Origin of the sequence: Kibdelosporangium aridum, assembly GCF_900176515.1 — a bacterium.
Taxonomy (GTDB): domain Bacteria; phylum Actinomycetota; class Actinomycetes; order Mycobacteriales; family Pseudonocardiaceae; genus Kibdelosporangium; species Kibdelosporangium aridum.
Window position 1 is genome coordinate 1,699,798 of record NZ_FWXV01000002.1, and the last position, 25,472, is coordinate 1,725,269.

General features: G+C 65.3%; 27 protein-coding genes and 1 tRNA gene. 13 read left to right on the plus strand and 15 right to left on the minus strand.

Annotated features, from left to right (window positions below; translation table 11 throughout):
- Positions 1–10: 10 nt before the first annotated feature.
- Entirely contained in the window at positions 11–1,222 is a 1,212-nt protein-coding gene (locus B9C43_RS17660) for a hypothetical protein (protein ID WP_200825558.1), read from the minus strand.
- A gap of 123 nt (positions 1,223–1,345) precedes the next feature.
- Here B9C43_RS17660 and B9C43_RS17665 point away from each other — a divergent pair, with 123 nt between their 5' ends.
- The 3 genes from B9C43_RS17665 (at position 1,346) to B9C43_RS17675 (ending at position 4,860) form a co-directional block, all read left to right on the plus strand.
- Positions 1,346–2,611 (plus strand): aspartate kinase, encoded by a 1,266-nt coding sequence (locus tag B9C43_RS17665; RefSeq protein WP_033391284.1) that lies wholly within the window; start codon positions 1,346–1,348, stop codon positions 2,609–2,611.
- Complete coding sequence (locus B9C43_RS17670) at positions 2,611–3,669, plus strand: aspartate-semialdehyde dehydrogenase (protein WP_084427604.1); 1,059 nt, start codon at positions 2,611–2,613, stop codon at positions 3,667–3,669. The genes B9C43_RS17665 and B9C43_RS17670 overlap by 1 nt, the downstream gene beginning before the upstream one ends.
- A 198-nt stretch (positions 3,670–3,867) precedes the next feature.
- Positions 3,868–4,860 carry an IS481 family transposase gene (locus tag B9C43_RS17675; protein ID WP_084427606.1) on the plus strand — a complete coding sequence of 331 codons (993 nt, stop codon included), beginning with the start codon at positions 3,868–3,870 and terminating at the stop codon, positions 4,858–4,860.
- On the opposite strand, the gene B9C43_RS17680 is transcribed toward B9C43_RS17675, so the two are convergent.
- On the minus strand, positions 4,857–5,504 hold the full coding sequence (locus B9C43_RS17680) for a helix-turn-helix domain-containing protein (RefSeq protein ID WP_084427608.1): 648 nt from the start codon (positions 5,502–5,504) through the stop codon (positions 4,857–4,859). The two genes, B9C43_RS17675 and B9C43_RS17680, sit on opposite strands and share 4 nt — an antisense overlap.
- Before the next feature lie 105 nt (positions 5,505–5,609).
- Here B9C43_RS17680 and B9C43_RS17685 point away from each other — a divergent pair, with 105 nt between their 5' ends.
- Entirely contained in the window at positions 5,610–5,804 is a 195-nt protein-coding gene (locus B9C43_RS17685; RefSeq protein ID WP_033391287.1) for a hypothetical protein, read from the plus strand.
- A gap of 78 nt (positions 5,805–5,882) precedes the next feature.
- Here the strand turns inward: B9C43_RS17685 and B9C43_RS17690 are convergent, their stop codons facing one another.
- Positions 5,883–7,079 (minus strand): MFS transporter, encoded by a 1,197-nt coding sequence (locus B9C43_RS17690; RefSeq protein ID WP_235038662.1) that lies wholly within the window; start codon positions 7,077–7,079, stop codon positions 5,883–5,885.
- Between the two features lie 192 nt (positions 7,080–7,271).
- Here B9C43_RS17690 and B9C43_RS17695 point away from each other — a divergent pair, with 192 nt between their 5' ends.
- Entirely contained in the window at positions 7,272–7,715 is a 444-nt protein-coding gene (locus tag B9C43_RS17695; RefSeq protein WP_033391288.1) for a Fur family transcriptional regulator, read from the plus strand.
- Between the two features lie 364 nt (positions 7,716–8,079).
- Entirely contained in the window at positions 8,080–8,604 is a 525-nt protein-coding gene (locus B9C43_RS17700) for a hypothetical protein (RefSeq protein ID WP_143446376.1), read from the plus strand.
- Positions 8,605–8,651: 47 nt separating this feature from the next.
- On the opposite strand, the gene B9C43_RS17705 is transcribed toward B9C43_RS17700, so the two are convergent.
- On the minus strand, positions 8,652–9,728 hold the full coding sequence (locus B9C43_RS17705; protein ID WP_084427612.1) for an alpha/beta hydrolase: 1,077 nt from the start codon (positions 9,726–9,728) through the stop codon (positions 8,652–8,654).
- A gap of 74 nt (positions 9,729–9,802) precedes the next feature.
- Between B9C43_RS17705 and B9C43_RS17710 the strand changes: the two genes are divergently transcribed.
- From B9C43_RS17710 to B9C43_RS17720, 3 genes are read left to right on the plus strand one after another with little or no spacing between them, the layout of a single operon-like run.
- A complete protein-coding gene (locus B9C43_RS17710; protein WP_033391291.1) occupies positions 9,803–10,357 on the plus strand; it encodes an NADPH-dependent FMN reductase in 555 nt (184 codons plus the stop codon).
- Between the two features lie 52 nt (positions 10,358–10,409).
- Positions 10,410–10,835: an organic hydroperoxide resistance protein gene (locus tag B9C43_RS17715; RefSeq protein ID WP_084427614.1), complete on the plus strand. Its 426-nt coding sequence runs from the start codon at positions 10,410–10,412 to the stop codon at positions 10,833–10,835.
- A gap of 45 nt (positions 10,836–10,880) precedes the next feature.
- Complete coding sequence (locus tag B9C43_RS17720; protein ID WP_033391293.1) at positions 10,881–11,357, plus strand: Dps family protein; 477 nt, start codon at positions 10,881–10,883, stop codon at positions 11,355–11,357.
- A 73-nt stretch (positions 11,358–11,430) separates the two neighbouring features.
- On the opposite strand, the gene B9C43_RS17725 is transcribed toward B9C43_RS17720, so the two are convergent.
- Positions 11,431–13,272, minus strand: coding sequence for a S9 family peptidase (locus B9C43_RS17725; RefSeq protein ID WP_084427615.1), 1,842 nt, complete (start codon positions 13,270–13,272; stop codon positions 11,431–11,433).
- Between the two features lie 65 nt (positions 13,273–13,337).
- Positions 13,338–13,577 carry a hypothetical protein gene (locus tag B9C43_RS17730; RefSeq protein ID WP_084427616.1) on the minus strand — a complete coding sequence of 80 codons (240 nt, stop codon included), beginning with the start codon at positions 13,575–13,577 and terminating at the stop codon, positions 13,338–13,340.
- Positions 13,578–13,987: 410 nt separating this feature from the next.
- On the opposite strand from B9C43_RS17730, the gene B9C43_RS17735 reads away from it, so the two are divergent.
- Positions 13,988–14,797: a DUF4231 domain-containing protein gene (locus B9C43_RS17735; protein WP_084427617.1), complete on the plus strand. Its 810-nt coding sequence runs from the start codon at positions 13,988–13,990 to the stop codon at positions 14,795–14,797.
- Positions 14,798–15,009: 212 nt separating this feature from the next.
- Here B9C43_RS17735 and B9C43_RS17740 read toward each other — a convergent pair whose 3' ends face one another.
- The gene (locus B9C43_RS17740) at positions 15,010–15,486 is read right to left on the minus strand and encodes a GatB/YqeY domain-containing protein (protein WP_084427618.1); all 477 of its coding nucleotides are present in this window, start codon (positions 15,484–15,486) and stop codon (positions 15,010–15,012) included.
- Positions 15,487–15,586: 100 nt separating this feature from the next.
- Between B9C43_RS17740 and B9C43_RS17745 the strand changes: the two genes are divergently transcribed.
- Positions 15,587–16,513 (plus strand): metallophosphoesterase, encoded by a 927-nt coding sequence (locus B9C43_RS17745; protein WP_033391296.1) that lies wholly within the window; start codon positions 15,587–15,589, stop codon positions 16,511–16,513.
- Positions 16,514–16,534: 21 nt separating this feature from the next.
- A tRNA-Pro gene (locus B9C43_RS17750) sits at positions 16,535–16,608 on the plus strand.
- Between the two features lie 128 nt (positions 16,609–16,736).
- On the opposite strand, the gene B9C43_RS17755 is transcribed toward B9C43_RS17750, so the two are convergent.
- The 7 genes from B9C43_RS17755 to B9C43_RS17780 all read right to left on the minus strand — a co-directional run bounded on the left by B9C43_RS17755 (position 16,737) and on the right by B9C43_RS17780 (position 22,777).
- Positions 16,737–18,248 (minus strand): tyrosine-type recombinase/integrase, encoded by a 1,512-nt coding sequence (locus tag B9C43_RS17755; protein ID WP_084427620.1) that lies wholly within the window; start codon positions 18,246–18,248, stop codon positions 16,737–16,739.
- Positions 18,249–18,320: 72 nt separating this feature from the next.
- Positions 18,321–18,644, minus strand: coding sequence for a helix-turn-helix domain-containing protein (locus tag B9C43_RS60100; RefSeq protein WP_084427621.1), 324 nt, complete (start codon positions 18,642–18,644; stop codon positions 18,321–18,323).
- Positions 18,645–19,249: 605 nt separating this feature from the next.
- Positions 19,250–19,444 (minus strand): hypothetical protein, encoded by a 195-nt coding sequence (locus B9C43_RS17765; RefSeq protein WP_143446378.1) that lies wholly within the window; start codon positions 19,442–19,444, stop codon positions 19,250–19,252.
- A 117-nt stretch (positions 19,445–19,561) separates the two neighbouring features.
- Positions 19,562–21,175 (minus strand): hypothetical protein, encoded by a 1,614-nt coding sequence (locus B9C43_RS17770; RefSeq protein WP_235038663.1) that lies wholly within the window; start codon positions 21,173–21,175, stop codon positions 19,562–19,564.
- Positions 21,176–21,263: 88 nt separating this feature from the next.
- Positions 21,264–21,386 (minus strand): hypothetical protein, encoded by a 123-nt coding sequence (locus B9C43_RS59595; protein WP_268811568.1) that lies wholly within the window; start codon positions 21,384–21,386, stop codon positions 21,264–21,266.
- 200 nt (positions 21,387–21,586) lie between these two features.
- Entirely contained in the window at positions 21,587–22,168 is a 582-nt protein-coding gene (locus B9C43_RS55610) for a hypothetical protein (RefSeq protein ID WP_143446379.1), read from the minus strand.
- Between the two features lie 93 nt (positions 22,169–22,261).
- Positions 22,262–22,777, minus strand: coding sequence for an AAA family ATPase (locus B9C43_RS17780; protein ID WP_084427625.1), 516 nt, complete (start codon positions 22,775–22,777; stop codon positions 22,262–22,264).
- A gap of 680 nt (positions 22,778–23,457) precedes the next feature.
- Between B9C43_RS17780 and B9C43_RS56700 the strand changes: the two genes are divergently transcribed.
- The gene (locus B9C43_RS56700; protein ID WP_160096549.1) at positions 23,458–23,604 is read left to right on the plus strand and encodes a hypothetical protein; all 147 of its coding nucleotides are present in this window, start codon (positions 23,458–23,460) and stop codon (positions 23,602–23,604) included.
- Between the two features lie 176 nt (positions 23,605–23,780).
- Here the strand turns inward: B9C43_RS56700 and B9C43_RS17785 are convergent, their stop codons facing one another.
- On the minus strand, positions 23,781–25,445 hold the full coding sequence (locus tag B9C43_RS17785; protein WP_084427627.1) for a DNA cytosine methyltransferase: 1,665 nt from the start codon (positions 25,443–25,445) through the stop codon (positions 23,781–23,783).
- Between the last annotated feature and the right edge of the window lie 27 nt (positions 25,446–25,472).

A 25,472-nucleotide genomic window follows, 5' to 3' on the forward strand; every position in this document is an offset into this window, starting at 1 on the left:
AACGGATGCATCAGATTGCCCAGCTCCACACCGTCAGCGAGTAAGCGCCGAACCAGGACGTGATCACTGCCAGTCCGGTCAGCGTGGCGACGACGGTAGCGGTCTGTCGTTTGGCGAGGCCGACCGCTATCGGGATCAGCAACACGAACGCGGGCAGCAACAGCCGCGTCTTGGACGCCATCAGCCCGTTCGACCCGATGTCCATGATCAGCACGCCGAGCCCGAAGACCATCAGCGGCCACGGCAGTTTCATCTTGAACCCGATCACGACCAGCGCGATTGCTCCGAGCAGCAGCAGGATCGTCACGCCTTCGAGCACCGACAGTTGCCGGGTCAGCGCCTCGACCGCGAACCTCCACGTGGCCACGCCGCCGTCGAACCGCGAGTCCCAGCCGCGTTCCTGCAGGTTGAAGTACCCGAACAGCTCTCCGGTCCGGTGGGCCACCCAGCCGAGGTAGCCGAACAGCCCGAGCGGCACGAGCAGCCCGCCGAGCCAGGGACGCCAGCCGTCCTGGCGTTTGATCACGGCGACCAGCGCGGCGAGACCGACCGCCAGCACCAGGGCCGCGGCCGTCGGCCGAACCAGACCAGCGCAAGCACAAGCCAGACCGGCAAGGATCCAGTTCCGTTCGAGCACTCCGACCAGCGCCCACGCGGCGAAGGCGCAGAAGAGCGCCTCGGAGTACGGCATGACCAGCACGACGCTCATCGGCGCGGCGGCGAACAGGGCGACCAGGATCAGCCCGATCCGGATGGACCCGCCTGGGATCCGTCTGCCGATCCTGGCCAGGGCGTACGCACAGAAGACCCCGGCTACGACCGTGATCGTGAAGGCCGCGACCAGCCGTGCGGTCTCGGTGCCACCGAAGGGCGCGGCCAGGTAGTTGATCAGCTTCGGGTACCCGGGGAAGAACGCCAGCGGTGTCTCGGGGCTGCGCTGGTTGTAGGCGTCGACCAGCCGGTGCGGCACGTTGTCGTAGCCGCCTGCGGCGATGCCCAGATACCAGTCCGCGTCCCACGATGTGAGCGCCTGTCCCATCGGGAAACGTGTCTGATAACTCATCCACGACAGCACGAGCAGGCCGAACTCGCGAATGCCCAGGTAGATCAGCGCGGGCGCGAGCATGTAGGCGACTCGGCGCACGGTCCAGGTTCTGAGCCGGATTTGTTCAGTTTTTTCCGCGATTGCCGCCGGCTGCCGAGTCACCTCCGTCGTGGACACGCGACAAGGCTAAAGCTTCCTGACCTGAGTGTCCGGGACCACACGATGCGGAAAACCCCCTACCAGGCGCAGGTAGGCTCATCCCGACGTGGTCTGAAGCGATTGAGGAGAGGGTTGAGCGGCGTGGCGCTCGTTGTCCAGAAATACGGCGGTTCATCCGTTGAGAACGCCGACCGGATAAAACGTGTCGCCGAGAGAATCGTGGCCACCAAGAAGGCGGGCAACGACGTCGTCGTGGCGGTCTCCGCGATGGGGGACACCACCGACGAGCTGCTCGACCTCGCCGGCCAGGTCGCCCCGGTGCCGCCGGCTCGTGAGCTGGACATGCTGCTCACGTCCGGTGAGCGGATCTCGATGTCGCTGCTGGCCATGGCGATTCACGCGCAAGGCCTGGAAGCCCGGTCGTACACCGGCTCGCAGGCAGGCGTGATCACGACAGCCGCGCACGGCAACGCCCGCATCATCGACGTGACCCCGAGCCGGATCCAGGAGGCGCTCGACGACGGCGCCATCGCGATCGTGGCCGGGTTCCAGGGCGTGAGCCAGGGCACCAACGAGATCACCACGCTCGGCCGGGGCGGTACGGACACCACGGCGGTGGCCCTCGCGGCCGCGCTCGGTGCCGACGTCTGCGAGATCTACACCGACGTGGACGGCGTGTTCACCGCCGACCCGCGGATCGTGCCCAACGCCAAGCACCTTGACCGCATCACCTACGAGGAGATGCTGGAGATGGCCGCGAGCGGGGCCAAGGTGCTGATGCTGCGCTGTGTCGAATACGCCCGCCGGTACGGGGTGCCGGTCCGGGTCCGGTCGTCGTTCAACCAAAAGCCCGGCACTGTGGTGACCGGGTCGATCGAGGAGCTCTCCGTGGAACAAGCGATGATCACGGGCGTCGCGCACGACCGTTCCGAAGCGAAGGTCACCGTCGTCGGTGTGCCGGACAAGCTCGGCGTCGCGGCCAGCATCTTCCGGGTGATCGCCGACATCGGCGTGGACATCGACATGGTGCTGCAGAACGTGTCGTCCACGCACACCGGCCGCACCGACATCACGTTCACGCTGTCCAAGGCGAACGGCCCGAACGCGGTGGCCGCGCTGGAGAAGGTACGCGCCGAGCTGGGCTTCGAGCAGGTCCTCTACGACGACCACATCGGCAAGGTCTCGCTGGTCGGCGCGGGCATGCGCTCGCACCCCGGTGTGACGGCGACGTTCTGCGAGGCGCTGGCCAGGGCGGGCGTGAACATCGAGATCATCAACACCTCGGAGATCCGGATCTCGGTGCTGATCAGGGACACCGAGCTGGACGCGGCGGTGCGCGCGATCCACGACGCGTTCGACCTCGGCGGCGACGAAGAGGCAGTGGTGTACGCGGGGAGTGGTCGCTGATGGCACCGGTACTGGCACTCGTCGGCGCAACGGGCGCCGTCGGCGGCGTGATGATCGACATCATGAACAACCGCCCCTCCTTCCCATGGGGTGAGGTCCGGCTGATCGCCTCGGCGCGCTCGGCGGGCAAGAAGATGACCGTGCGCGGCCAGGAGCTGACCGTCATCGAGATCTCACCGGAAGCCTTCGACGGCGTGGACGTCGCGATGTTCGACGTGCCGGACGAGATCTCGGCGCAGTGGGCACCGATCGCGGCCGAGCACGGCGCGATCGCGGTGGACAACTCCGGCGCCTTCCGGATGGACTCGGACGTGCCGCTGGTGGTGCCCGAGGTGAACATCGACAAGATCAACGAGCGGCCACGCGGGATCATCTCGAACCCGAACTGCACGACGCTGTCGATGATGGCCGCGGTGGGTGCGTTGCACCGGAAGTTCGAGCTGACCGAACTCGTGGTGGCGTCGTATCAGGCAGCGTCCGGAGCGGGCCAAGCAGGCATCGACCGGCTGTACGCCGAGATGGAAGCCGTGGCAGGCAAGCACGTCGGCGGTCGCGCGGGCGATGTGGCCGAGGCACTGCAGGCCGCTGGACTGTCCAGTGAGGACTCACCGTTCCCGGCACCACTGGTGCTGAACGTGGTCCCATGGGCCGGGTCGTTGAAGGAAGACGGCTGGGCCAGCGAAGAGCTGAAGGTCCGCAACGAAGCCCGCAAGATCATGGGAATCCCAGATCTGAAGGTCTCGGCGACCTGTGTGCGTGTCCCGGTCGTGACGACGCATTCCCTTGCGGTGCACGCGACCTTCGCCAACCCGGTGACGGTGGCCGAAGCACACGAGGTGTTCAAGGCGCAGCCGTCGGTCGTCCTGATCGACGACCCGACGGCGTCGAAGTTCCCGACCCCCGCGGACGTCGTGGGCGGGGACCCGACCTACGTCGGCCGGGTCCGCCAGGCCCTGGACTTCCCGAACACGCTGGACTTCTTCGTCTGCGGCGACAACCTGCGCAAGGGCGCGGCGCTGAACACGTATGAGATCGCGGAGGCCCTGGTCGTCAGCTAGGCCAGGTGGAGGCCCGGGCTCTCGTCGCGAATGAAACGAGAGTCCGGGCCTTCGCGCATACAACGGAAGTGTCTAGGTGTGATGTCCAGGGAGGTTGTCCCGGTTTGGGTGTGTGACGGCCTGTCGTGAAGACAGGGGAAGGCCTCTGGTTGTGAAGTGGAGCTGTCTAGGAACCGCTTCACATGTCCGGAGGCCTTCGTGTCCCACCCTAACGCGACGCTGACGCCGCGTACCCGGCTACGGCTGGCGCGTCTGATCGTCGAGCAGAACTGGCGGCCCGCCGAGGCGGCGAAGATGTTCATGGTCGCGCCCAGGACCGCAAGAAAATGGGCCGACCGCTATCGGCTCGAGGGCGAAGCCGGGATGGCCGACCGCAGCTCGCGGCCGCGCCACAGCCCGACTCGCACACCCGAGCCGGTGGTTCGCGCGATCGTTGGTGTGCGCTGGCGCCACCGGGTGGGCCCGGTCCAGATCGGCGGCCGGCTGGGCATCCCAGCCTCCACCGTGCATGCGGTACTGACCCGGTGCCGGATCAACCGGCTTTCCCGGATCGACAGGGTCACCGGCGAACCCTTGCGCCGCTACGAACATCCCCATCCCGGCTGCTTGATCCATGTCGACGTCACCAAGTTCGGCAACATCCCCGACGGCGGTGGCCACCGGTTCGTCGGACGTCAGCAAGGAGACCGCAACAAGCGAGCCACCGCGGGCCTGCCCAAGGGCGAGGACTACAAACCGCGGACCGGCAAAGCCTTTCTGCACACGGTCGTCGACGACCACTCCCGTGCCGCCTACGCCGAAATCCACGCCGACGAGCGAGGCGAGACCGCGACCGCCGTCCTGCGCCGCGCGGTCGCCTGGTTCGGCGAACGCGGAGTCGTCATCGAACGAGTCCTGTCCGACAACGGCGCCGCCTACCGATCCTTCGCCTGGCGCGACGCCTGCTCCGAACTAGGCATCACACCGAAACGCACACGCCCCTACCGGCCACAGACCAACGGCAAGGTCGAACGATTCCACCGCACCCTGGCCGACGGCTGGGCCTACGCCCGCTTCTACCACACCGAACACCAGCGCCGAGCAGCACTACCGGGCTGGCTCCACTTCTACAATCACCACCGAGCCCACTCAGCCATCGGAGGCAAGCCGCCCATCACCCGGCTAACCAACCTCCCTGGGCATCACATCTAGGGCAGGATACGGATCTCCACCTTCGGGTTCTGGCTGATCTGCAACAGATGCCGCAGCTGAGCGGCCATGACCGCGGGGCCACCGACAATGGTGCGGATCGCTCCCTCGGTCAGCACTGCGGAGAGCCCGCGGAAGTCGGGATCCGAGAGCCTTTTCTGCCTGCGCATCCGGAGTTCGACCACGCGATCTACATCGACTGTACGAACGGTCGCTATCGCGCTGTTGGCAACGGCAGCGGTGTAGGTCTCTATCTGCAGTAGGCCCTGGATGAACACCGTGTCGTAGGTCCGGATCCGGACGGCGTCCTCACCCAGTTCGAGCAGCATCTCGCCTATCTCCGACAGAATGTCCGAGTACTCCTGCCACCAGCCCGGCTCGTCTGCCTTCGCTCTGAGCCTTTCCAGCGCGGTGGCCTGCTCCTCCTCGACCTCCAACACTTCGCAGAACCTCGCGAGGTGCACGGGAGTGAGCCGGGACAACCCGTTCTCCGTTCTCCGCCAATGGTTGCCTGAAATTCTGTATTCAGAGTTCAGGCCTTCGTTCATCACCACGACAAGGTCTTCCTGGCGAAGGTTCGCCTGATGGCGGAACTCGCGCAGCTGCTTGCCAAGGCGCCGGGACCTGATCGTTTTGCGCAGTGCCATCACATCATTGTCAGCACTGGAAATCCCGTTACCCGATCGTGGTATTCAAGATCATCGAACGCTCCGGCACACTCGAAGTGCCTACCAGGAAAGGAGGTGTGTCGCATGGGATATACCGGTGTCGACGTTGACACGTACGCGTCGATCTCGCCCGACTGCGAGATCAAGTACACGATCGGCGTCATGGAAGTCGAGTTCATGATGGGCAAGCACTTCACGTTGCTCGCCGACGAGCAGAGTCTCCGACAGCTACTGCGCGTCGGTGCGTTGGCGCTCGAGGAACTGCAAGCCGCGCGATAGAAGATGCTTTTGGCGGGGGTTGCGGGTGGCGGTATGCGCGCTTGCGCAGCGGCGCTGCTGAGCTTGCGATCTCGGCCTTCAGACTTTGACGCTTGCGGGTTCCGCGAGAGCGGGGGCCGGTGTCCGGCGGATGAGCACGGCCGCGCATGCGGCGATGACCAGTCCGCCGGCACCGGCGCCGACGAAGCCCCAACCCGGTGATCCGCTGTGGTCGACCACAAATCCGATCACCGGGGAGCCCAGCGCGACACCACAGGTGAACGCCGAACTCTGTAGCCCCGTCGCTTCCCCGCGCACAGCAACGGGAACAAGCTGAGCGACGCGCTCTCCCGTTGATGCGATGGCAGGTGCGCACATCGCGCTGGCCGGCGCGAGTGCGAGTGCGAGAATCCACCATGTGCTGCCGTCCGCGAACAGCGCTGGCATTGTCAATGCGCCAAGCAAAGCCATCAATACGACTTGTGGCAACGACTTGCGGACGGCGCCGTGCACGAGTCCGCCCGCGATCGACGCAAGGCACAGGATCACCGTTGCCGCGCCTGCCCACTCGACTTCGCCGTGCTGCCGCAGTACGGCGATCATCGCCACTTCTGTGCCGGACAACACGAAGACTGCGCCGAACCCGACCAGCAACACTCCGATGAGCCTGCGGCTGAGCCATTCACGTCTTGGCGGACGGTCGGCGGTCGTGACTTCCTCGCTGCCGCGAAGCGGTGGGTTGAAGATGAACAACGAGACACCGGTTGCCAGGAACCCTGCCGCGAGCACGAGCAGCGCGACTGATGTGGAGACTTGGGTGGCCAGTGCCACCGCGACCACCGGGCCGATCATGAAGCACAGTTCGACCGAGATCGAGTCGAGCGAGTAGGCCGTGCGGCGATGTGCCTCCGGCACGAGCGCGGCGACCGCCTGCCTACCGATGGACATCGGCTGGATGGCGAGCAGGCCGCCGAGGAAGGCCATCGGTAGCAGCACGGGATACGGCATCAGTGGCGCGGTGGCCCAGAACGCGGTCTCGGCGATGGTCGTGATCATCAGCGCCTTGCGCAGGCCGTATCGGTCGATGAACCGGCCGTAGAGCGGTGCGCCGATCGCGATACCGATCGTCGTGGCGCCGCCGACCAGGCCCGCTGCTCCGTAACCGCGGCCGAGACCGAGGACCACGTGCAGGGTCAGCGTCATTCCGGCCGCCGCGACCGGGATTCTGGTGAGGAAGATCAAGATCAGGAGAGACCGGGCACCCGGCAGCGCGAACAGCTTTTGGTATCTCTCCACGAACAGTCAGGGGATCATCTGATTACCCCACCGAGCAACCGAGTTTTCGCCCGGTTCTTCGCAATCACACGAATGGACGAGGTCTAGACCAGGACACTCCGGGCCACTCTGTAGCCACGGGTGACCACCCTGCGGTCCCCCGAACGAGTCGCTTTATTGACTCGTTCCAGATTAAGTGGTGAGGTGGCAGTGATGGCGACACCGACAGCCCCGGATCGAGCCCAGCTGCGTGACCGGCTCAAGGCTGCCGGTCTGCGGGTGACAGCACCGAGGCTGGCGGTGCTGACCTTGCTGAACGAGCTCCCACACGCCACCGCCGACCAGGTCGCGACCGGGGTGCGGGAGCTGTTGGGTTCCGTATCCACCCAGGCGGTGTACGACGTGCTGAACGTGTTCACCAGCGCGAAGCTGGTCCGGCGGATAGAGCCGGCCGGGCATCCGGCCCGGTTCGAGACCCGCATCGGGGACAACCACCATCACCTTGTCTGCCGCCAGTGCGGCCGCACCGAGGATGTCGACTGCGCGGTCGGCCCGGCGCCATGCCTCACACCGTCGGAGTCGGCAGGCTTCGTCGTCGACGAGGCCGAGGTGGTGTTCTGGGGCATTTGTCCTGATTGTACGAACATCACTCCCTAAAGCCCTCCCACCACGAGGAAGAACGGCCCGGTGAGCCCCTCGCTCGCCGGGCCGTTCGCTGTGCGCGCCGAATATCTCGAATTCACTCACTGAGGTGAGGGTTCGCTCCGTCGTGGCTGTTCAGCGCCCGTGCGCCTGGCGTGTCCGGCGCCGGTCCGTGATCAGCTTCCTGACGCACGTCCCCACCCCGTGTCGGAACTAGTTGATCTACGCCGCCAAATCGATTACCTAGCGTAAATCGTCGATTACGACCTTGGTAAAGAACTCTGGCGAGCCTGCCCCAGGCTGGTGACTATGTTCCGGTACTAGCGGAGTCCGCTCATTGTTGGCTACGTCATCATTTGAGCGGGGGGAGGAGTCGAGAATGAGAATGGGATTCGTCAAAAAGCTCGCCGTCGTCGTAGTCGGGAGCATGATCGCGTTGGCAGGCGGAGCCTCCGCCGATGACTGGCATGGGTCCGGCTGGACCGCCACGGCAGACCCCGAGGTGGCTGCCAAGACTGTCCAACGCATGCACGACCAGCTGAAATCCGCGTATGAAGCCGGCGATGTCGCCGGTGTGAAGAGCAATGTGCGCGAGCTCGACGGCGTCCTCGACGCGCTCGTGACCAGGACCGATGAGTGGGCTACCCGCGCGGAGACCCGTGACAACTCGGTCAAGGCCAACGACCTGAACACCGAACTGGCAGGCAAGCTGGCCTCGATGCCGGACGGCACCGCGAAGGGCCTGCCCGGCCTGGACCTGCTGTCCGGCGTGACCGCGCTACTCACCTCACTGTTGTCGACGCTGCTCGACCTGGTCACCAGCCTGCTGGGTGGCCTGCCGGTGCCAGTTCCGCTGCCGCCGCTGCCAGTGCCGCCGCTGCCGGTCGCTCCCGTCACCCCTTGACCGACCCGACGTGAATGTCCGGCGCGTTTTTCGCGCCGGACATTCGGCTATTCTCCAGCCGATTCGCCGGTCAACGATTCCTTTGGGCCGATTTCCAGGCCGGTGCGCAAAACTCCGGCGGCTTCGAACATCGCTTCTCGAAAACGAGTTCCAATAGCGAGTAAATTGGCGTAACCGTGGATCAGGTCAGCCTGCCTGGACAACACGACGGGCACGCCGGCCTTCCGCAGCAGCTCGGCGTAGGCCTCGCCTTCGTCGCGCAGCGGGTCAAAGCCCGCCGTCGCGATGTACGCGGGCGGCAACCCGGACAAGTCGGGCGCCAGCGCCGGTGAGTAGCGCGGGTCCTGCTTGTCCTGCTCGACCGTGGCGTAGTGGCCCATGAACCAGTCCATGTCGTCCTTGGTCAGGAAGAAGCCCTGGGCGAACAGCTCCTTCGACCTGGTCTGCTTCGTCGCGTCCGCCGACGGGTAGAGCAACAGCTGGAACGCCGGCTTCGGGCCGCCCTCGCGCGTGGTCACCTGCGAGACGACGGTCGCGAGGTTGCCACCCGCGCTGTCGCCGCCGACTGCGATCGCCGTCGGGTCTGCGCCCAGATCCGCCGCGTTGGCGTACGCGTACTTGAATGCGGCGATTGCATCCTCGACTCCGTTGGGGAACGGATGCTCGGGCGCCAGCCGGTAGTCCACCGACAGCACCCGCACTCGTGCGTGCTTCGCCAGGAACCGGCACGTGTTGTCGTGTGTCTCGATGCTGCCGATCACGAACCCGCCGCCGTGGAAGTACACCAGCAGCGGAGAGCCCTCGGGCAGCTCATCGGGTGTGTAGAGGCGTGCGGGGATCGACCCGTTGATCGTCAGGTCCCGCGTGGCCACGGGCTGGATCGGCTCCCCGGCGGCGATCTGGGCTCCCGCGAGCAGATCGTGGCGAGCTTTCGCCGGGGTGCCGCTGGACAGCGGCGGGAGTTTGGACATCTCGCGCGCACGCAGGAACAACTGCGCGTCCAGCGCCAGTTCCTGGTTATCGAGGCGAATCGGTCGTCCAGCGATCAACCTGCGCATACGGCGCGGCAGGCCATAAAGGGCACGAAGCGCGGCGCCCTGCAGAGCGATGGTCGAGAGCGGCATCACTCGATCCTACTGTCGGTAAGTTCATTCGCGGGTCTGGAACTCAACCGGGCTTGAAGTCCTAAGCTCGATTCGTGGCCATACATGTGGTGGGAGTCGGTGGTTCCCTACGAGAGAACTCGCAGTCCGAGCGGGCCTTGCGGGTCGCGTTGGCCGGTGCGGAGGAGCTGGGCGCCAAGACCACGGTGATCACCGGTGAGGACCTGGTGCTGCCGTTCTACGACCCGGCCGTCCCGGAACGCTCCGCCGCGGCGCGCAGACTCGTCGAGTACCTCCGCGAAGCCGACGGCGTCGTGCTCGTCTCACCCGGCTACCACGGCACCATCTCGGGGTTGATCAAGAACGCACTGGACTACATCGAAGACCTGCGTGACGACTCCCGCGTGTACCTCGACGGCCGCGCGGTCGGCTGCGTCGCGACGGCGCAAGGCTGGCAGGCCGCTGTTACAACCCTCACATCGCTGCGGTCGATCGTGCATGCCCTGCGTGGCTGGCCGACACCGCTCGGCGCCGCGATCAATTCGGCCGAAGTGCGCTTCGACGGCGCGGGCGAGACTTCCAGCGAGTCCGTGGCCACCACGCTGCGCACGATCGGACGGCAAGTAGTGGAGTTCGCCCAGAGTCGCTGACGCGTAGCGTTGGCGGCGTTCACCGACTTCACATCAGAGATGAGGCAATCGCATGGTGCAGGCGCTGTACACAGCCGAGGCAACGTCCAAGGGGGACGGTCGCAACGGTGAGGTCGTCTCGTCCGACGGCGTGATCGACGAGAAGCTGGCGACGCCGAAGGAGATGGGCGGACCCGGCGGCTCGCACACCAACCCGGAGCAGCTGTTCGCGGCGGGCTACTCGGCCTGCTTCCACAGCGCGCTGCGCCTGGTCGCCCGGCAGGCCAAGATCGACGTCCCGGAGACGAATGTGACCGCGGCCGTGACGCTGAACAAGGACGACAGCGGCCGGTTTGTGCTCTCCGTCACGCTGACCGCGCACCTTCCCGGCCTTGAGCAGGGACAAGCCGACCAGCTCGTGGCACAGGCGCACCAGGTCTGCCCGTACTCCCACGCCACTCGCGGAAATATCGAAGTCACTGTTATCGCCACGGTTTGACGCCATAGGCACCGGGTAGGTCTTCTGGTGAGGAGGCGATGTGCAGTGAGCAAGTCACCGATCACCAGTCCGCTGCCGGAGGCGGACAAGAAGACCACCGGTGCCATTCTTCAAGCGACCCTCGTCGACCTGATCGACCTTTCGCTGGTCGCCAAGCAGGCGCACTGGAACGTGGTCGGCAAGAACTTCCGCAGTGCCCACTTGCAACTGGACGAACTGGTCTCGACCGCACGCACGTACGTCGACGAGGTCGCCGAGCGTGCCAACGCGATCGGCGTCTCTCCCAACGGCAAAGCCAAGACGGTCGTGGAAAGCTCCGGGATTCCCGACTACCCCGATGGCTGGCTTTCCGACGACCAGACAGTCAAGGCGATCGTCAGCACCCTGGAGGCGTTGATCAAACGCCTGCGGGCCCGGATCGACGAGACCGACAAGGCCGATCTGGTCACCCAGGACCTGTTGATCGACATCGCCAAGGACCTCGAGCAGGCCCACTGGATGTGGCAGGCCCAGTTGGCCTAGCTCAACCGGAAAAGCTGCCCCGCGTGCGTATCTGGCAGGGAGGTACGTACGTGGGGCAGCATCCTGTCTGCCGTTACTTCTTGATGCCGAGCATCCGCATGACGAAGTGCACCTCGATACCGACCTGCTTGATCATCTCCGCGACCACGAGCGAACCGTGCCCGGCGTCGTACCGGAACTCCTCGTACTTGGCGCCGCGCTCGGCGAGCCGGTCGAGGTAGTTGTCGATCTGCCGGATCGGGCAGCGCGGGTCGTTCTCGCCTGCCCAGATCAGAATCGGGGCACGCACCTGGTCGACGTACGTCATCGGTGAGCATTCCCGGTACAGGTCAGGCAGTTCCTCCGGCGAGCCGCCGAACAACGCGCGGTCGAACGCGCGCAACGGCTCCATCTCGTCCTCGTACGCCGCGAAGTAGTCGGCAACGGGCACGCCACCGACGGCCGCCGCCCACTTGTCCGGCTGGATGCCCGCGGCGAGCAGGCTCAGGTATCCACCCCAGGAAGCGCCTGCCACCACACACTTTTCCGGATCGGCGAGGCCCGTGCTGACCGCCCACTTGTGCACGGCCGCGACATCCTCGAGCTCGGTCAGGCCAGGACGGCCTTCGATCGCGTCCCGCCACGCGGAGCCGTAGCCCGTCGAGCCGCGGTAGTTCACGTGCACAACGGCGAAGCCTGCGTCGATCCACGCCGCCCGATAGGCGGAAAACCTGTCCTCGTCGGCGGAATGCGGGCCACCGTGCAGACTGAAGACCGTGGGCAACGGGCCATCCGGGGCATCAAGGGGACGCGCGATGAGCGCGTGCACCTCGCCGCCTTCGCTTGGCACAAAGGCATCCGTGAGGTTGACCGATCCCGGAGCCCTGTCGCCTGGCGGCGTCAACAGGACCCGATCGGTGCCGTCCACGTGCAACGCCCGGATCACCGACGGCTCGGCCGCGGACGACCACGAGTACTCGATCGTCCCGTCCGGCCGTACGCCCGCCGAACCGACCGTCCCAGCCGGAGTGTCCAGAAGGGACAGAGAGTCGGTCTCGATCTCGTAGCGGTGCAGTGTGTTGCGCGCCTGATGCGTGTGGACGACGAGAAGTGAGCGGCCGTCCGGGTACCACGTCGCGGTCAGCTCGCCGGGCAGGTCGAGGCTGATCTCGGTCTCGGTGTCCGCGGCGACGTCCCAGATCAGCAGCTCCTCGCGACCGTGCCGCTCGTGCAGGACGAGCAGGCGCGAGTCGCCTTCGACCGGGCTGAAGCCGATGGCGTCGAGGCCTTTGCCCTTGCCGTCCCACTTCTCGGAGACGGTCGTACCGGTCGTGGTGACCACCCGGAGAGCCGGATGCCGGTTGTCGCCGTGCTCCGAATGCGAGATGACCAGGTACTGCTCGTCGCGCGACAGCCCGGACACCCCGGCGTCGTTCTCGTTGACGTAGATGACCTGGCCAGGCTGACCGTCTTGGGAGACAACGATTGTGGTGCCGTCGTCGGTGGAGATCCCGATCGACGAGATGGACCGGCCGATCTCCACGCCTGCGGGATAACCACGGGGAACCTCGGCGATCGCGGGCTGTGGCTCCTGGTCGATCGGGCGCCCGGCGAACGGCTCGGCCACCCAGTTGCCGAACTCGTCGCCGTCGGTGTCCGCGAACCACCAGATGTGCTCGCCGTCCGGGCTGATGGTGGAGTTGTACGTGCCGTTGGGGCGGTCGGTCACCTGTCGGTGGTTGCCCGTCAGCCGGTCCCACGCGTATGTCTCCCACACCCCGCTGGCGTTGGAGGTGTACACATTGCGGTCGGGCGCGTCACGGGCCCATTCGGGAAGGCTTACTCGGGCGGCCCGAAATCTAGCCCGCCACCGCGCGTCCGCGTCCGCGTCGGTGAACAGGTGCTCGGGCTCCTCTGCTGCGGGATGCTTCGTCACAGGTCCGATCCTGCCTCATCCCACTGAAGATTTTGTTGACACGCCAAATCAATGACCGGCGGTAGTCACCCGATGCGTCCACTCGGCGGAAGCTCCTCGGCAAGGATCTGATCAACCTTGCGCGCCGCGGCCCGGAACGCCCGGACAACCCGTGCGATCACGACCATGGCGCCCGCGACGATCAGGACAATCCAAAAAGGAACAAGAAACCCAAGGAAGACAAGGAAACCGACGAATGCGGAGACGGTGGCAAGGCGAGCGGCATGCAGCCGCAAGCGGGGGTCAAGCGTGGAAAGGCTGCTCATGATGGGTCCTTCCACCCGCAGAGCGTCCCGAGTTGAACACTCAAGCTCTACTCGCACTGATCAAGCTCCCTGTTACCCACCGTGAGTTGAACCCTAAACATTCGGCCGATCGGATGGCAACCAGCCAAACCTTGGTGACTTCCAGTCGTCCGGCTGAGGACTAAAGACCCTGTCGTGGCGTCAGGCGTGAGTGGGGAACGGTCCGACAGGCCCCGCAGAGATATCTATTTGTTCGCCTCGCAACGAAATGGCCGGTTTGGATGAGGATCACGCGTCGCTTCGCTTGACAGGGGGCAAGGTCCTCATTTGGACATCGCCTGCTGATCTGCGGGTTCATCGGGTCGAAGGGCGGTGAGGCAACCCGTTGTGACTTGACGCTGCGGCCGGGGCAGTCCGATAGATTACGGGTCATGAGTGCTACGAATGCCTCCGCTAGCCGTCCGGCTGAATCGGATGATCAGGTTCTGGAGCTTCGCGAGCAGATTCGTCGAAAGAAACTCGGCCTTACGGTAATGCGAGCAATTCCTGGTGGTCTCGTCTTGCTTCTGGCTGTCTTTGTGGTCTTGGCAATTGTAACCGGTGTGCGTGGGTTCTCGTCGGGTGCGGTGCTCGTCGGGTCGATGCTGTTGATGTCAGGATTGCTCATCGGCCCGGAGTACTATACCGAGAAGGATGCGCTTCTGGCGCTGACGTCGAAGCTTCGAAGGCGGATGGCTCATCTTGCCCGGACTTCTTCACGAGAACAAGGCGTCGGGGCTCAGCGGTTCGCATATCGAGCAATGATTCCTGACCAGATAGAGGCCTACCGGCTGGGTGCGAGAAAGCTTCGTCGTACTCACAATTTTCTGCAGAGTGTTGTGATCGTGGGGTCGATCAGTGCTTCTGCGCTTGTCGCTTTTTCTGTGGAGTCTGGGTTGATGCGGGTCGCTGCGGTTGTGAACACCTTGCTCGTGGGGCTTGCTGCAACTGTGTCGACTTATTTCAAATTCAAGGAGCGCAGCCTTAATCACCAAGCTTTCGCCGACACGTTGGAAACCGAGCTTCGCGCCGCCGAACTGCGCATAGGCGACTATGTCGGTAAGTCGGACGATGCCGTACTTGAGCAACTCATCGCGCGTGTGGAATCGGCGCGGGCTGAACACAACCTTCTGGAAAGGCAGTTGGATCAAGCTTCAGAAGTAACGTTGCCAACACTCCCGGAGGGCGGCTCTGAACGCTGATGGTTGGAAAGGATGATTGACGTGCCGGCTCTCCAGCGTGGTGGAGTTCCTCGACGCGATCGGGCGGCTGACCGAGGCCTTACGCGTCGAGCACATGGCGTCCGGCTGGCGTGACTGATATGCCGACCGCTGTATGAATAGGCATCGGTGGTAGCGCCGACAGTCGGAATCCAGGCCTATTCGTCAGCGCTGTTCTAGACGGACAGCGCCGGTCAGTTCGCCTGGCTGAGGCGCGCCTTCACCGCGGCGGCGACCCGGCCGCCCTCGGCCCGACCGGCGACCTTGGCGTTGGCGGCCTTCATGACCTGCCCCATCTGCTTCTGGGTCGGCGCGCCGCCGGTCTGCTCGGCAACCTCGGCCACGGCCTGGCCGACGAGATCAGCGAGCTCGTCGTCGGACAGCTGAGCGGGCAGGTACTCGGCGATCACGTCAGCCTCCGCGCGCTCGGCGGCAGCCTGGTCGGCGCGGCCCGCGGACTCGAAGGCCTCGGCGGCTTCCTTGCGCTTCTTCGCCTCACGAGTGAGCACGCGCTGGACTTCCTCGTCGGTGAGCTCCCGTGCCTCCTTGCCCGAGACCTCCTCGGTGCTCACCGCGGCGAGCACCATGCGCAGGGTGCCCAGCCGGGCGGTGTCCTTGGCCTTCAGGGCGACGACCAGGTCCGACTTCAACTTGTCCTTGAGCTCCGCCATAACACGAACGTTACCGCCGCCTTCCAACATGGCGGCGGCTGCCACGGCGAGTGCGAGCCGCCGTACTCTCGAAGGTGTGAGTACGTGGGCCCGAATCGCTATGGCAACGACAGCAGCAGGTGCGGCGACCGTCGCGTACGCGGCAGGAATCGAACGACGACGCTGGACACTGCGCCAAGCCACCCTTCCCGTCCTCGGTGAAGGCGCAAGGCCACTGCGGATCCTGCACATCTCGGACATCCACATGCTGCCCGGGCAGCGGTCGAAGCAGCGCTGGATCGCGGCCCTCGACGCACTCGAACCAGACCTGGTCGTCAACACCGGCGACAACCTCGCGCACAAGCAGGCAGTACCCGCGGTCGTACGCGCCCTCGGCCCCCTGATGCACAGGCCAGGAATCTTCATCTTCGGCAGCAACGACTACTACGCGCCGAAACCGAAAAACCCAGTCCGCTACCTGTTGCCCAGCGCGAAGAAGAAGCGCATCCACGGCATCAAACTCCCCTGGCGCGACCTGCGCGCCGCCATGATCGAACGCGGCTGGCACGACCTGACCCACGTCCGCAAGATCGTCAGCGTCGACGGCCGCAACATCGCCGTCGCCGGCGTGGACGACCCACACCTGCGCCGCGACCGCTACCAACAAATCGCAGGCCGCCCAGACCCCACAGCAGCGCTCAGGCTGGGCATCACCCACTCACCCGAACCACGGGTCCTCGACGCCTTCGCCAACGACGGCTACGACCTGGTCCTCGCGGGCCACACCCACGGCGGCCAACTCCGCATCCCCGGCTACGGCGCACTGGTGACGAACTGTGATCTCGATCGCTCCCGCGCCCGCGGCGCCTCCCGCTGGGGCAGCCACATGTGGCTGCACGTCTCAGCCGGACTCGGCACATCCCCATACGCCCCAGTGCGATTCGCCTGCCCGCCGGAAGCCAGCCTGCTGACCCTCGTACCCAGGACGAACGGCGGAGAAGCAGCAAAACCCAATACCCGTTTCGGGGCCCGGGCAGACGTCCGCTAGAGTATCCCCTGCAAGACAAGCCGGGGTGTGGCGCAGCTTGGTAGCGCGCTTCGTTCGGGACGAAGAGGTCGTGGGTTCGAATCCCGCCACCCCGACACCGGTAAGCCCAGGTCAGGGTGGGTCTCAAGTAGATTGAGACCCACCCTGATTTGCATTTCCGGCCGCTGTTGGGAGAAATCGGGGAGACGATCTTGGATTTCAGGGCGTCTTCTGGTCCGTCAGGTCAACTCGGCCGCGATCTCAACAGTTCATCGAGCACGGCCACCGGCGACGTCGGACACATTGCCTTGCGCTGGCCGAGAGCCTCCTCCCACTCGGCCGTCAACCCGGCCATCAGCTGTTGGCGCATCTCGGGCGTGACGTGGTCATAGCGGGCCTGGACAGTGCCGTCCGAGTGCCCCAGCCGCTCATCCATCAGCGGCGGAGGCGTGCCCAATCCACGCATCCGCGTCTTGTGCGTGTGGCGCAAGCCGTGCGGCGTGAGTCCTGGCGCGATTGGCACCCAACACGCGTCCGCGCGTCCGGAAGCGTTGCGACCACGGACAGGAATGCCCGGCCATGGTTCACCCAGCAGCGGGACCGGGTGGGCCTCGTGCGGCGCCTTCTTCGGATACCACCCCGTCGCGGCTGGCTCGAACAGCCACGGGGCGAACCCGTTCCGGCGCCAATGCGCGGCGGGCTCGCTTGATACACCGCCACGGACGTACCCGAGGTCGGCGATCGCCTGCTTGATCCGTGCCTGCGTCTCCTCCGCCACCACTTCCGGATGGTTGAACAGGTTCGACACGGTCGTCGCCGAGACACCCGCTCGGCGAGCCACATCGATCAGTTTCGCCCCGGGGCGATGCGCAGCTTTGTTCGCGGCACGCAGACCTCGGAACACGTACGTTCGGCCGTGGCAGGCGCACGGTCGCGGCGTGGTTCGCGCGATATGGTCCGACACCAGCATCGCCAGGAAACTCGGCAAGTCGATCGTGCGGTAGCTGTCGTCTTTGGGTGGGCACCGATGCAGGCCGGTGCTCAGTTCGTACAACTGCCATTCCACTCGAATCGCCTTGGGCCGGGCGAACTTGGTCTCCAGTCCCACTATCTCGCCCCATCGCATGCCGGTATATCCCTTGACGGTGATGGCCACAAACTCATCGTCTCGACCGGACAGCAATGCGGCGCGTTCGGCGATGAGCAGCAGACCGAGTGGATCTGTGATGACCTTTTCCGGGCTTCGCAGACGAGATCGGCCCGCCCGCTTCCCGCGGCCTCGCCGCTTCGTGACGGGATTGGCGTCGATCAGCCCTTCGTCAAAGGCGTCCTCCAGTATCAGGTGGAGCGTGCTCCGCCATGTCTTGACGCTGGACGCTGCGTAACCCGCGTTGTTTTCCTTTTTCTCCCACGCACCGACATCGGGCCCATGGATCTCGTTGAGATCCTTCTCCTCGAACTCCGGAAGCAGGTGCTCCTCTATGTGGCGCAAGTAGTTCTGCATCGTGGACGCCGCGAGATCCTGCCGCGCGTACCAAGTCGACACGTACGTGCCGAACTTGATCCGGCTAGCCGCCGGATCGCGCCACTTGCCGTTGCGGACCTTGGCTTCCTCATCGTTGGCGGCTTGCTCGGCGTCGCGTTTGGTGCGGAACTTGATGGTCGCGCCGGTCGCATCGCTGACCGTGCCGTACTTGCCCGGCGCGATCTTGTACCGCCCGCGGTAGTAGGTTCCACGGTTTTCGGCGTACCCCACAATGACCTGCCTCGTTTGAGAAGCGCCCGCCATCAGGACGATGACGGGCGCTCGGTTGCGCTTGTTGCCTAATCACCCAGCCGCCTTACGGGCCCGACGGGGTCTGCGCGCGGTAAGCCGCACCACTTGCCCATGCGCGTCCACCGGGCGATGGGCGCGGGCCTGATCAGCTGCTGGGGCAGTCGATTCACCAGCTGGGCGGCGTTCAAACAGCGCCACCATCTCCCTGATGTGGTCTGCTGTGAACCGATAACTGCCACCAATCCAGATAAAGGGAATTCGGCGCTTCCGGGCTTGTTCTTTCACCCACCACTCCGAACAGCGGAGCATGGCTGCCACTTCGCGCGGCAGGTAATACAGCGGCTCGGCTACGGGCTGGGTACCGGCGGTGGTCACGCGGTGGTCTCCCGTTCTGACCGTTGCATCAACGCATGCGCTCCGTAACGGTGCCGTGCGGCACTTTGGGCGTCTTGGTCGCGCTGGAACGGTCGTAGTGAGGTGTCACGCCCCCCGCTGCCCCCTCCGGTTCCAGCCTGTCTGGTGTGGCTGTAACCGGAGGGGGCGGTAAGAGGGGTTTTAAACCCGGAAACCCGGCAGACGCGGGTTGACCTGGGCAAACAGGTGCCGGGTTTGAATTGATCTCCGGGTTTGCAAACCCGGAATCACCGGGTTTCCGGGTTTGAGCCGGATGCCCTGAGGAGAAACCCGGCGGTTGCGTTGCCTGGTCAGACAGTGTTTTCCGGGTTTCCGGGTTTCCGGGTTTGTTTTCGGGGGGTCAGTCCGAGCTGTGTCCTTGGACCCTGCAGATGCGGGTGTTGGCGGCCGGTCGTTCGCGGACCACGGCACCACATCGCCACGCCCCCGGCCGACTCGACCGGTCCGCCATCACCCCCGTGTACGTCACTGCGCGTAATTTTTCGACCGACGGGGTCGGAGGGGGCCGTTGGATCTCCGCGCACTCCGGGGTCCGCGGTTCGCCATGGTTCGTTCCCGGCGCGCTGTCACGTCCCCGTGTGCTCGGAGAGGACATCCGAGATGACGTCCCAGAGGTTGGAGATGACGTCCGGGACGTAGATGATGGCCAGGAGCAACGCGACCGCGAGGGCAAGCAGAAGCAGCACCCGGCCCCGCGTCCCTCTGCCGGTGTCGTTGCTGGTGCGCTTGCCGCCGCCGGGTGTCCGGAATTGCTCGTTCATCAGCTGGTCATACCCCTTTCTGTCCACTATGGATTGATTTGTTCGATGCGGATGGCGTGAGAAGGCACCGCGCGGCACCGCACGGGGTGCTCGCGACGCGAGTGCTTGTCTTGGCGATCAGTCCGCGCTTGCGCGGTGGACCCAGTAGATGCGGGCGTTCGTGGCCGGGTCGTTCGCCGACCGCAGCACCACATCGCCGCGCCACCGGTCAACCTGGCCGGTGAGGCGTCGTCCCAAGGACTTGACTGACAGCAGCTTTCCGGCCGGGGTGGTGGGAAACAGGCCATTCCATGGGTCGTCGCTGTAGGCGCTGGGTTCAGCGCTGCGGCGTACGTCGTTGGCGGCCAGGCGGGTGTCGCCGTGCAGTTGGTGCCAGCGCAGCAAAAACGCCGCCCATTCGGCGGCGTCGTCGTCCAGTTCCCGGGCGGTTTCGGCGTTGCCCAGAAACGTGGGCACGCCGTGGTGTTCCAGGAACCCGCCGACATAGCGTGCCCAGCGGGTGAACTGCCGCATCTCCGGCACGGCACTGCTGGTCGGTGCGCCGTGCGCGGTCCAGTCCAGCACCAGCGTCAGCACCGCGCGGAGCACCACCGCGCGGTTGGCCGGATCGAGGATCCAGGAATCGAGTCCCGGGATGCTGAATCCCGTGCGGGCTTCCGGCCGGGGGCAGTCCGGGTCCAGCCGGACCCAGACCGTGCGCGAGGCCATGTCCCCGCCGGTGCGCAGGTTGTTGCCGGTGGCCAGCCAGAGCCGGTCGTTGTCGTACACCGCGGCGCTGTTGGTGCCGAGTTTCCGGTCGGCCCACGTCCGTTCGGTGACCAGCCGGGCCAGGACAGCGGAGTTCACGACACTGCCTTCCTCCAAGTTGTCGAACACGACCGCACCGGCGCTGTCGGACAGCACGGTGGTGATCGACTTGCGCAGTTCGTCTTCGCTGTCAGTCCAGGTCAGCACCCGTTGCCCGACCAGCAGCCCGACACAGCTGGTGAGGATGGTCTTGCCCGATCCAGGCATGGTGGCGTCCACGATCGCGAACGGGCTCAAAGCGTGCGTGAACGGCCGGATGATCGGCGTGACCAGCAACCCGATGTAGTTCGCGCGGTCGGCCGGCGTGCGCCACGGGAAGTCAGCGAGAAACCGATCAAGCAGGAACTCGCACGCGGCGTTGACCTGGGCGGTGGTGGGCTTGTCCGGGATGGGCTCGAGGTGCATCCCATCGCCGGGTGCCAGGTAGAACCCGGTCGCCCGGTCGTAGCCGGGCGTCTGCAGCAACGTGCCGTCCGGGCGCAGCACTGGGGTGGAGATGATGCGCCGCATCGGCGGCAGCCCGGGCCAGGATTGGCGAGACAGCACCGCGGCCAGCACGTCGCGTTTGGGCGACTCCTCGCCCTTGTCACTCAACACCGTGGTGTGTTCGGCCAGCAGGCTGGCCAGCAGCGCCGGGCGCAGGACCGACACGGTGAGCGGCAGGGGCACATCCACGTCCCCGGATGTCACGTCCCCCGCGCCGGACACGGCCTCGACCACGACCGGGGCACCGTCGGTGACGTAGGTGTCCGGGATGATCCGGGCGTCCAGCGCGGTGGTCAGGGCCCGGATCGTTTCCGGGTCGGAGCCGACCCGGATCACCGGCCGGTTGTCACGTGGTGGCTGATCGGCACGGTCCACCGGATCGTCTGTGGGCACGGGATGCAGGTGCCGGTCGTCGGGCCGGTGCGCCGCTGTGGTCATGGCAACCTGCCTTTCTGTGGAGTTCACGCGTGTGCCGTGCTGCCGCCGCCAGCGAAGGCTTGGGTCGGCGGCAGCCCGGCGCGGGCTGTCATGCGGTCCGTTGGATTCGGATGACCACGGCAGTGGCGTTGTCGCGCAACGTGGGGTGCGACGGCCCCGGGCCGTCGCCGTGGTACACGTCGTATTCCGGCTTGCGTACGGCGGTAGCCACGATCGCGTCCACAAGTGCTTGGTGATGTCACGTCCCTTTGGTATGTACAGGCTTCGTGGTGCGACGCCTTCGTGCTGGACATGGCTATCCGCCGCAATGTTGGCGTTCCGGGCAACCCGCCTTTGTTTCTGTGACACAAGGAGAATCCGGCGCTGCGACTGCCGTGATCACGCATGTTGCGGGAGGCGGTGGAGAACGGTTCAGGTGAACTTCGGGTAGGTACACGGAGAGGGGGACGCGAAGAGGGCTCGTGTGCGGTTGTAGGCGTTGAGCAATGCCTGCACAGTCTGCGATGGCTCGTCAGCCTGTTCGTCTCGCAGGTAGCGGCCCAGGACAGTGATGCCCTCTGCACAGGCAGAGACGATCATCATCTCGGTAGTTTCGAATTCGGTGCGCCCGTAGCGAGTCACCAGCGCGGACATGCCGATGACAAGATAAATCAGCTCGATCTGCCTCCGTACGGTCTGAACTGTCAAGTACTCAATGGCCGCACCGAGTCGCTCGTGTGCCGCGCGGGATTCCGTCACATCATCCGAGTCGAGTGAGGGGGGAACGTAATGCCAGCGCGCGATAGTGGTCGAATGATGTTGAAGCGTGCGGAGAGCGGCGATGGCGTCGTCCGCTCGCTCACGTCCCCGCTCGATGACGCTGGTCTCTCTGTCGAAGGCGTGTTGACGCTGTTGGATCCGTCCTGAGTGTCGGCTACCAATCCAACCGCCCAGACCAGCGGTGATCAATGTCCCGATGACAGTTCCTGCCGGTGCCAGCCATTCCCATGCCATTGCTGTCTCCTCGTGGTCCGATTGTCGTCACTTCCGCGGCGCGAGTCGTCTGGCCGGTGCGCTACTGCGGTCATGGCAACCTGTCTGTCTGTGTCAGGGCGACGTGACGAATCCAGCCTGTCCGTCCAGACCGACGATGTGGACCTGGGCGTAGCCGTCGGCCAGGCCACGATGGGTCAGTGCGCGCAGTACGTCGCCGTGCTGTTGCGTGACAACGTCGGCGGGGACGTGACGCGCACGCTGGTTCTGGCGTGCCAGGCAGAGTTCCAGCGGTGTGGCCACTGCGATGAGCACGGCCGGAATCCGGTACCACGCGGCGAGACTGGCCAGCGACGTCCGCTGGTCGAGTCGCGTGTGGGTGCCATCCACGATGGTCGTTCGCCGCTGCAGGCAACGTTCCCGGATCCGGCGCAGCGCCAAGGTGACGGCCTGCTCGGTGACAGCCTGGTTGGACTCGTCACCGCTGATCTCCTTGCGGCACGCGTCATACGACACGACCACGGCGTCCGGGTGTTGCGCGGCCAGCGCCGCAGCGAGGGTGGATTTGCCCGCACCGCTCGCGCCCATCAACACGATGAGTGCGGGGTCGGGTAGCGGTAGCGCGATCACGGGGTGTCACGTCCCCTCTTTGACGGATCGACATCTGCGTCCGTCTCATGTGGACTCGCTGGTGTGTTGTCATCGTTCGTTGGTGAGCCGGTGACGCAGGCCTCGAAGGTTCTGCCCGTCTGCTCGCCTCGCGGACCACGCGGCGTGGCCGCATCAACCGGCCCGGTCGACTGGGACGACATTGCAAAAAATGAGCGATAAATTGAGAGTGCGGAAATCGCCAATTCTGGTTGCGAATCGTTCAAGTTGCGACTCGCATGTATGCAGGCACGCATAAAGGCTCGCATGTATGCAGGCATGCATAAACGCTCTCATGCATGCATGCGAGTTACACGGACAGAAGATTTAACAGTCAGAAAGATAGCGCTCTGTCAGTCTGGCTACACGGTGAGGGAAGTCGTCGTTGTGTTCGTCTGCTTCGACAACTGCGGCGGGTGGCGTGACCTATCCTGACCAGCTAGCACACATGGGCAGATCTGCGGCTGCCGCTACCTGCGATGTTCGGAAAAACGAGACATCATGGGCCGAACAATGGACACCCGCACGTCGAACAATCCGGACTGTCGGGTAGCGTTCATGCATCCCGCAGAAGGCGGGTTCCCGGCTAGTGACTCGTTCGGTCCTGCTGACTCATCAGGGACATGAAGGATCATCTAGCAGTGGAAACCATAAGGAGGAGCATGAAGATCCAGTGGCTTGGCCACGTTCTCTGGCTGTGCGCCGACCTACTGAGTGGCCGGAACAGCGAGAGCCCGGACGACCACGTCGACCAGGCTCTCGCGCGGACGTTCCGTCGTGTCGCTAACTGGCTCCTGAAGTCCAAGTAACGAGGAGGAATGCCCATTCCCGGTCTCCAGTCTCGCACGCTGGGGACCGGGACATCACTTTACTTGACCGCTCGGAAGACAAGTACCGCGGCGCCCATGGCGTACCTGTCGCGCGACCACGGTCTGCGTGAGGGTGCTGTCCATTCGCGACTGGTGGTGAGCGGGATCCGGCCCGTTCATGCCGCCACGCCTGGTGTCGTGTCGATGGGGGGCGTGACGTCGTCGCGGGTGATGGCTTCGACCACGGCTGCCCAGAGGTCGCGGGAGACCGGTGGGGTGACGGCATTGCCGCACATGCGGACCTTGACGCGTTTGGACGTTCCCAGCAGCACGAATCCGGTGGGGAAGGCCATGCCGAGTTTGATTTCCTCGACCAGCAGCATCCGGAACAGGCAGTCCTCGATCGATGGCGCGGTGCGCAGCACGGCGTCGCCCTCGACCGTGGTCTGTGTCGGCATCGGGCTGTCCACGCCACGCATCCGGCCGGTGTCGTAGGCGTAGAGCATGTTCGGATCCCAGGTCACCAGGCTCTGGTGACCAGCGGTGGTCAGGGTGCGCAGCGGTTCGCCGACCGGCGTGCACATCTGGCCGGGGTTGCCCCGGGGTGTGTTGTTGCGTATCACCATGGCCAGGGCGTGATGGTTGCCGCCCGCGGCGAAGGTGTCCAACGGATCCAGTGTCGTCTTGACCCGGTTGTTGTTGCGCAGCGGCACTACCACCACAGCGTCGCTCTCCCGGGTGGTGCGGGTGCGCATCGGCACGTCCGCGGTCTGTGCGGTGTCGTTCCAGGTGCCCCCGGCCGGGACCAGCAGTGCGGTCTCGTGCCGACCGGTCTGCGTGCGTGCCGGGGCCATGACCGGTGCGGCGTTCTTGTTCTCCCGGCCCTCCACCGGAACCAGCGCGGGCATCACCCGCAGCTCCTCCACAGTGTCACGTCCCTTGGGTGCGTGAGTGAAACGAGATAGCCACGCCTCGATCCGCGCGGTTGTCTTGGGCGACAACGCTTCCTTGCGATCCCCGATCCGCTCTCCCCGCACTGACAGGTCCAGCGCGGCCAAGGCGGGCAGTACGTACGGCGCGACCTCGGTTCCCCGGCAGGCCACCGCCGGGCAGCGGTAGACGTACTGGCGGCCGTAGGCGCCGTAGGGTTTCTTGGGGTTCTTCGGCGCGTGCAGCGCGGTCACGGTCTGATCGCACGATGGGCACCATGCCCGCGGTCGGGTCCACCGGTCGAAATCCGGTGCCCGGTACCGCTTCTGCCAGAACACCACGTACACCCGGTCCCGCAGCTGTGGCGCCGGGGCGCCCAGCTGGTGGGCGAACGCGGAGTTGAGTGTGAGCACCTTGTGCTCATATCCGGCGTTGCGCATCCGGGCGATCCACTTGCTGAAATGCCGCCATTTCAGCAGCGGCGGCGTGTTCTCGACAATCACCGCGCGGTAGCGGTGATGTTCGGCGAAGCGGGGCACGTCCTGCATCAGCGCCCGGCTGCGTTCCCGCGCCTCATCTGGCAGTGGTTCGTCTTCGGTGTCGTCGGGGGTATCGAGATCGAACAGAGTTGGGTCGGTGGGCTGGTCGGCGAAGTCCTGCCGCTCACCGCGGGCGATGGACCAGAACGTGCAGGCCGGCGAGGCCCAGAGCACGTCGGTGCGTGGGAATCGGCCGGGGTCGACCTGGGCGATGTCCTGCCTGTCATGATCGACATGCGGGAAGTTGGTCTGGTGGGTCTCGATCGCCAAGTCCCAATGGTTGGCGGCCATCACCACACGCACTCCCGGAACGGATTCAGCGCCGGACGAGCTGCCCCCGGCACCGCAGAACAAGTCCGTGACCGTGATCATGGTTGCCTCGCTTCTGTCCACAGTGAC

Excerpts from the sequence above, each read along its gene's own strand:
- B9C43_RS56700 (WP_160096549.1), top strand. The coding sequence starts at position 23,458 with ATGAAGATCCAGTGGCTTGGCCACGTTCTCTGGCTGTGCGCCGACCTA.
- B9C43_RS17670 (WP_084427604.1), top strand. The coding sequence starts at position 2,611 with ATGGCACCGGTACTGGCACTCGTCGGCGCAACGGGCGCCGTCGGCGGC.
- B9C43_RS17680 (WP_084427608.1), bottom strand. The coding sequence starts at position 5,504 with ATGGCACTGCGCAAAACGATCAGGTCCCGGCGCCTTGGCAAGCAGCTG.
- B9C43_RS55610 (WP_143446379.1), bottom strand. The coding sequence starts at position 22,168 with ATGGCATGGGAATGGCTGGCACCGGCAGGAACTGTCATCGGGACATTG.
- B9C43_RS17705 (WP_084427612.1), bottom strand. The coding sequence starts at position 9,728 with ATGCCGCTCTCGACCATCGCTCTGCAGGGCGCCGCGCTTCGTGCCCTT.
- B9C43_RS17735 (WP_084427617.1), top strand. The coding sequence starts at position 13,988 with ATGAGTGCTACGAATGCCTCCGCTAGCCGTCCGGCTGAATCGGATGAT.
- B9C43_RS17770 (WP_235038663.1), bottom strand. The coding sequence starts at position 21,175 with ATGACCACAGCGGCGCACCGGCCCGACGACCGGCACCTGCATCCCGTG.
- B9C43_RS17695 (WP_033391288.1), top strand. The coding sequence starts at position 7,272 with ATGGCGACACCGACAGCCCCGGATCGAGCCCAGCTGCGTGACCGGCTC.
- B9C43_RS17700 (WP_143446376.1), top strand. The coding sequence starts at position 8,080 with ATGAGAATGGGATTCGTCAAAAAGCTCGCCGTCGTCGTAGTCGGGAGC.
- B9C43_RS17785 (WP_084427627.1), bottom strand. The coding sequence starts at position 25,445 with ATGATCACGGTCACGGACTTGTTCTGCGGTGCCGGGGGCAGCTCGTCC.
- B9C43_RS17740 (WP_084427618.1), bottom strand. The coding sequence starts at position 15,486 with ATGGCGGAGCTCAAGGACAAGTTGAAGTCGGACCTGGTCGTCGCCCTG.
- B9C43_RS17715 (WP_084427614.1), top strand. The coding sequence starts at position 10,410 with ATGGTGCAGGCGCTGTACACAGCCGAGGCAACGTCCAAGGGGGACGGT.
- B9C43_RS17730 (WP_084427616.1), bottom strand. The coding sequence starts at position 13,577 with ATGAGCAGCCTTTCCACGCTTGACCCCCGCTTGCGGCTGCATGCCGCT.
- B9C43_RS17745 (WP_033391296.1), top strand. The coding sequence starts at position 15,587 with ATGGCAACGACAGCAGCAGGTGCGGCGACCGTCGCGTACGCGGCAGGA.
- B9C43_RS17685 (WP_033391287.1), top strand. The coding sequence starts at position 5,610 with ATGGGATATACCGGTGTCGACGTTGACACGTACGCGTCGATCTCGCCC.
- B9C43_RS17765 (WP_143446378.1), bottom strand. The coding sequence starts at position 19,444 with ATGAACGAGCAATTCCGGACACCCGGCGGCGGCAAGCGCACCAGCAAC.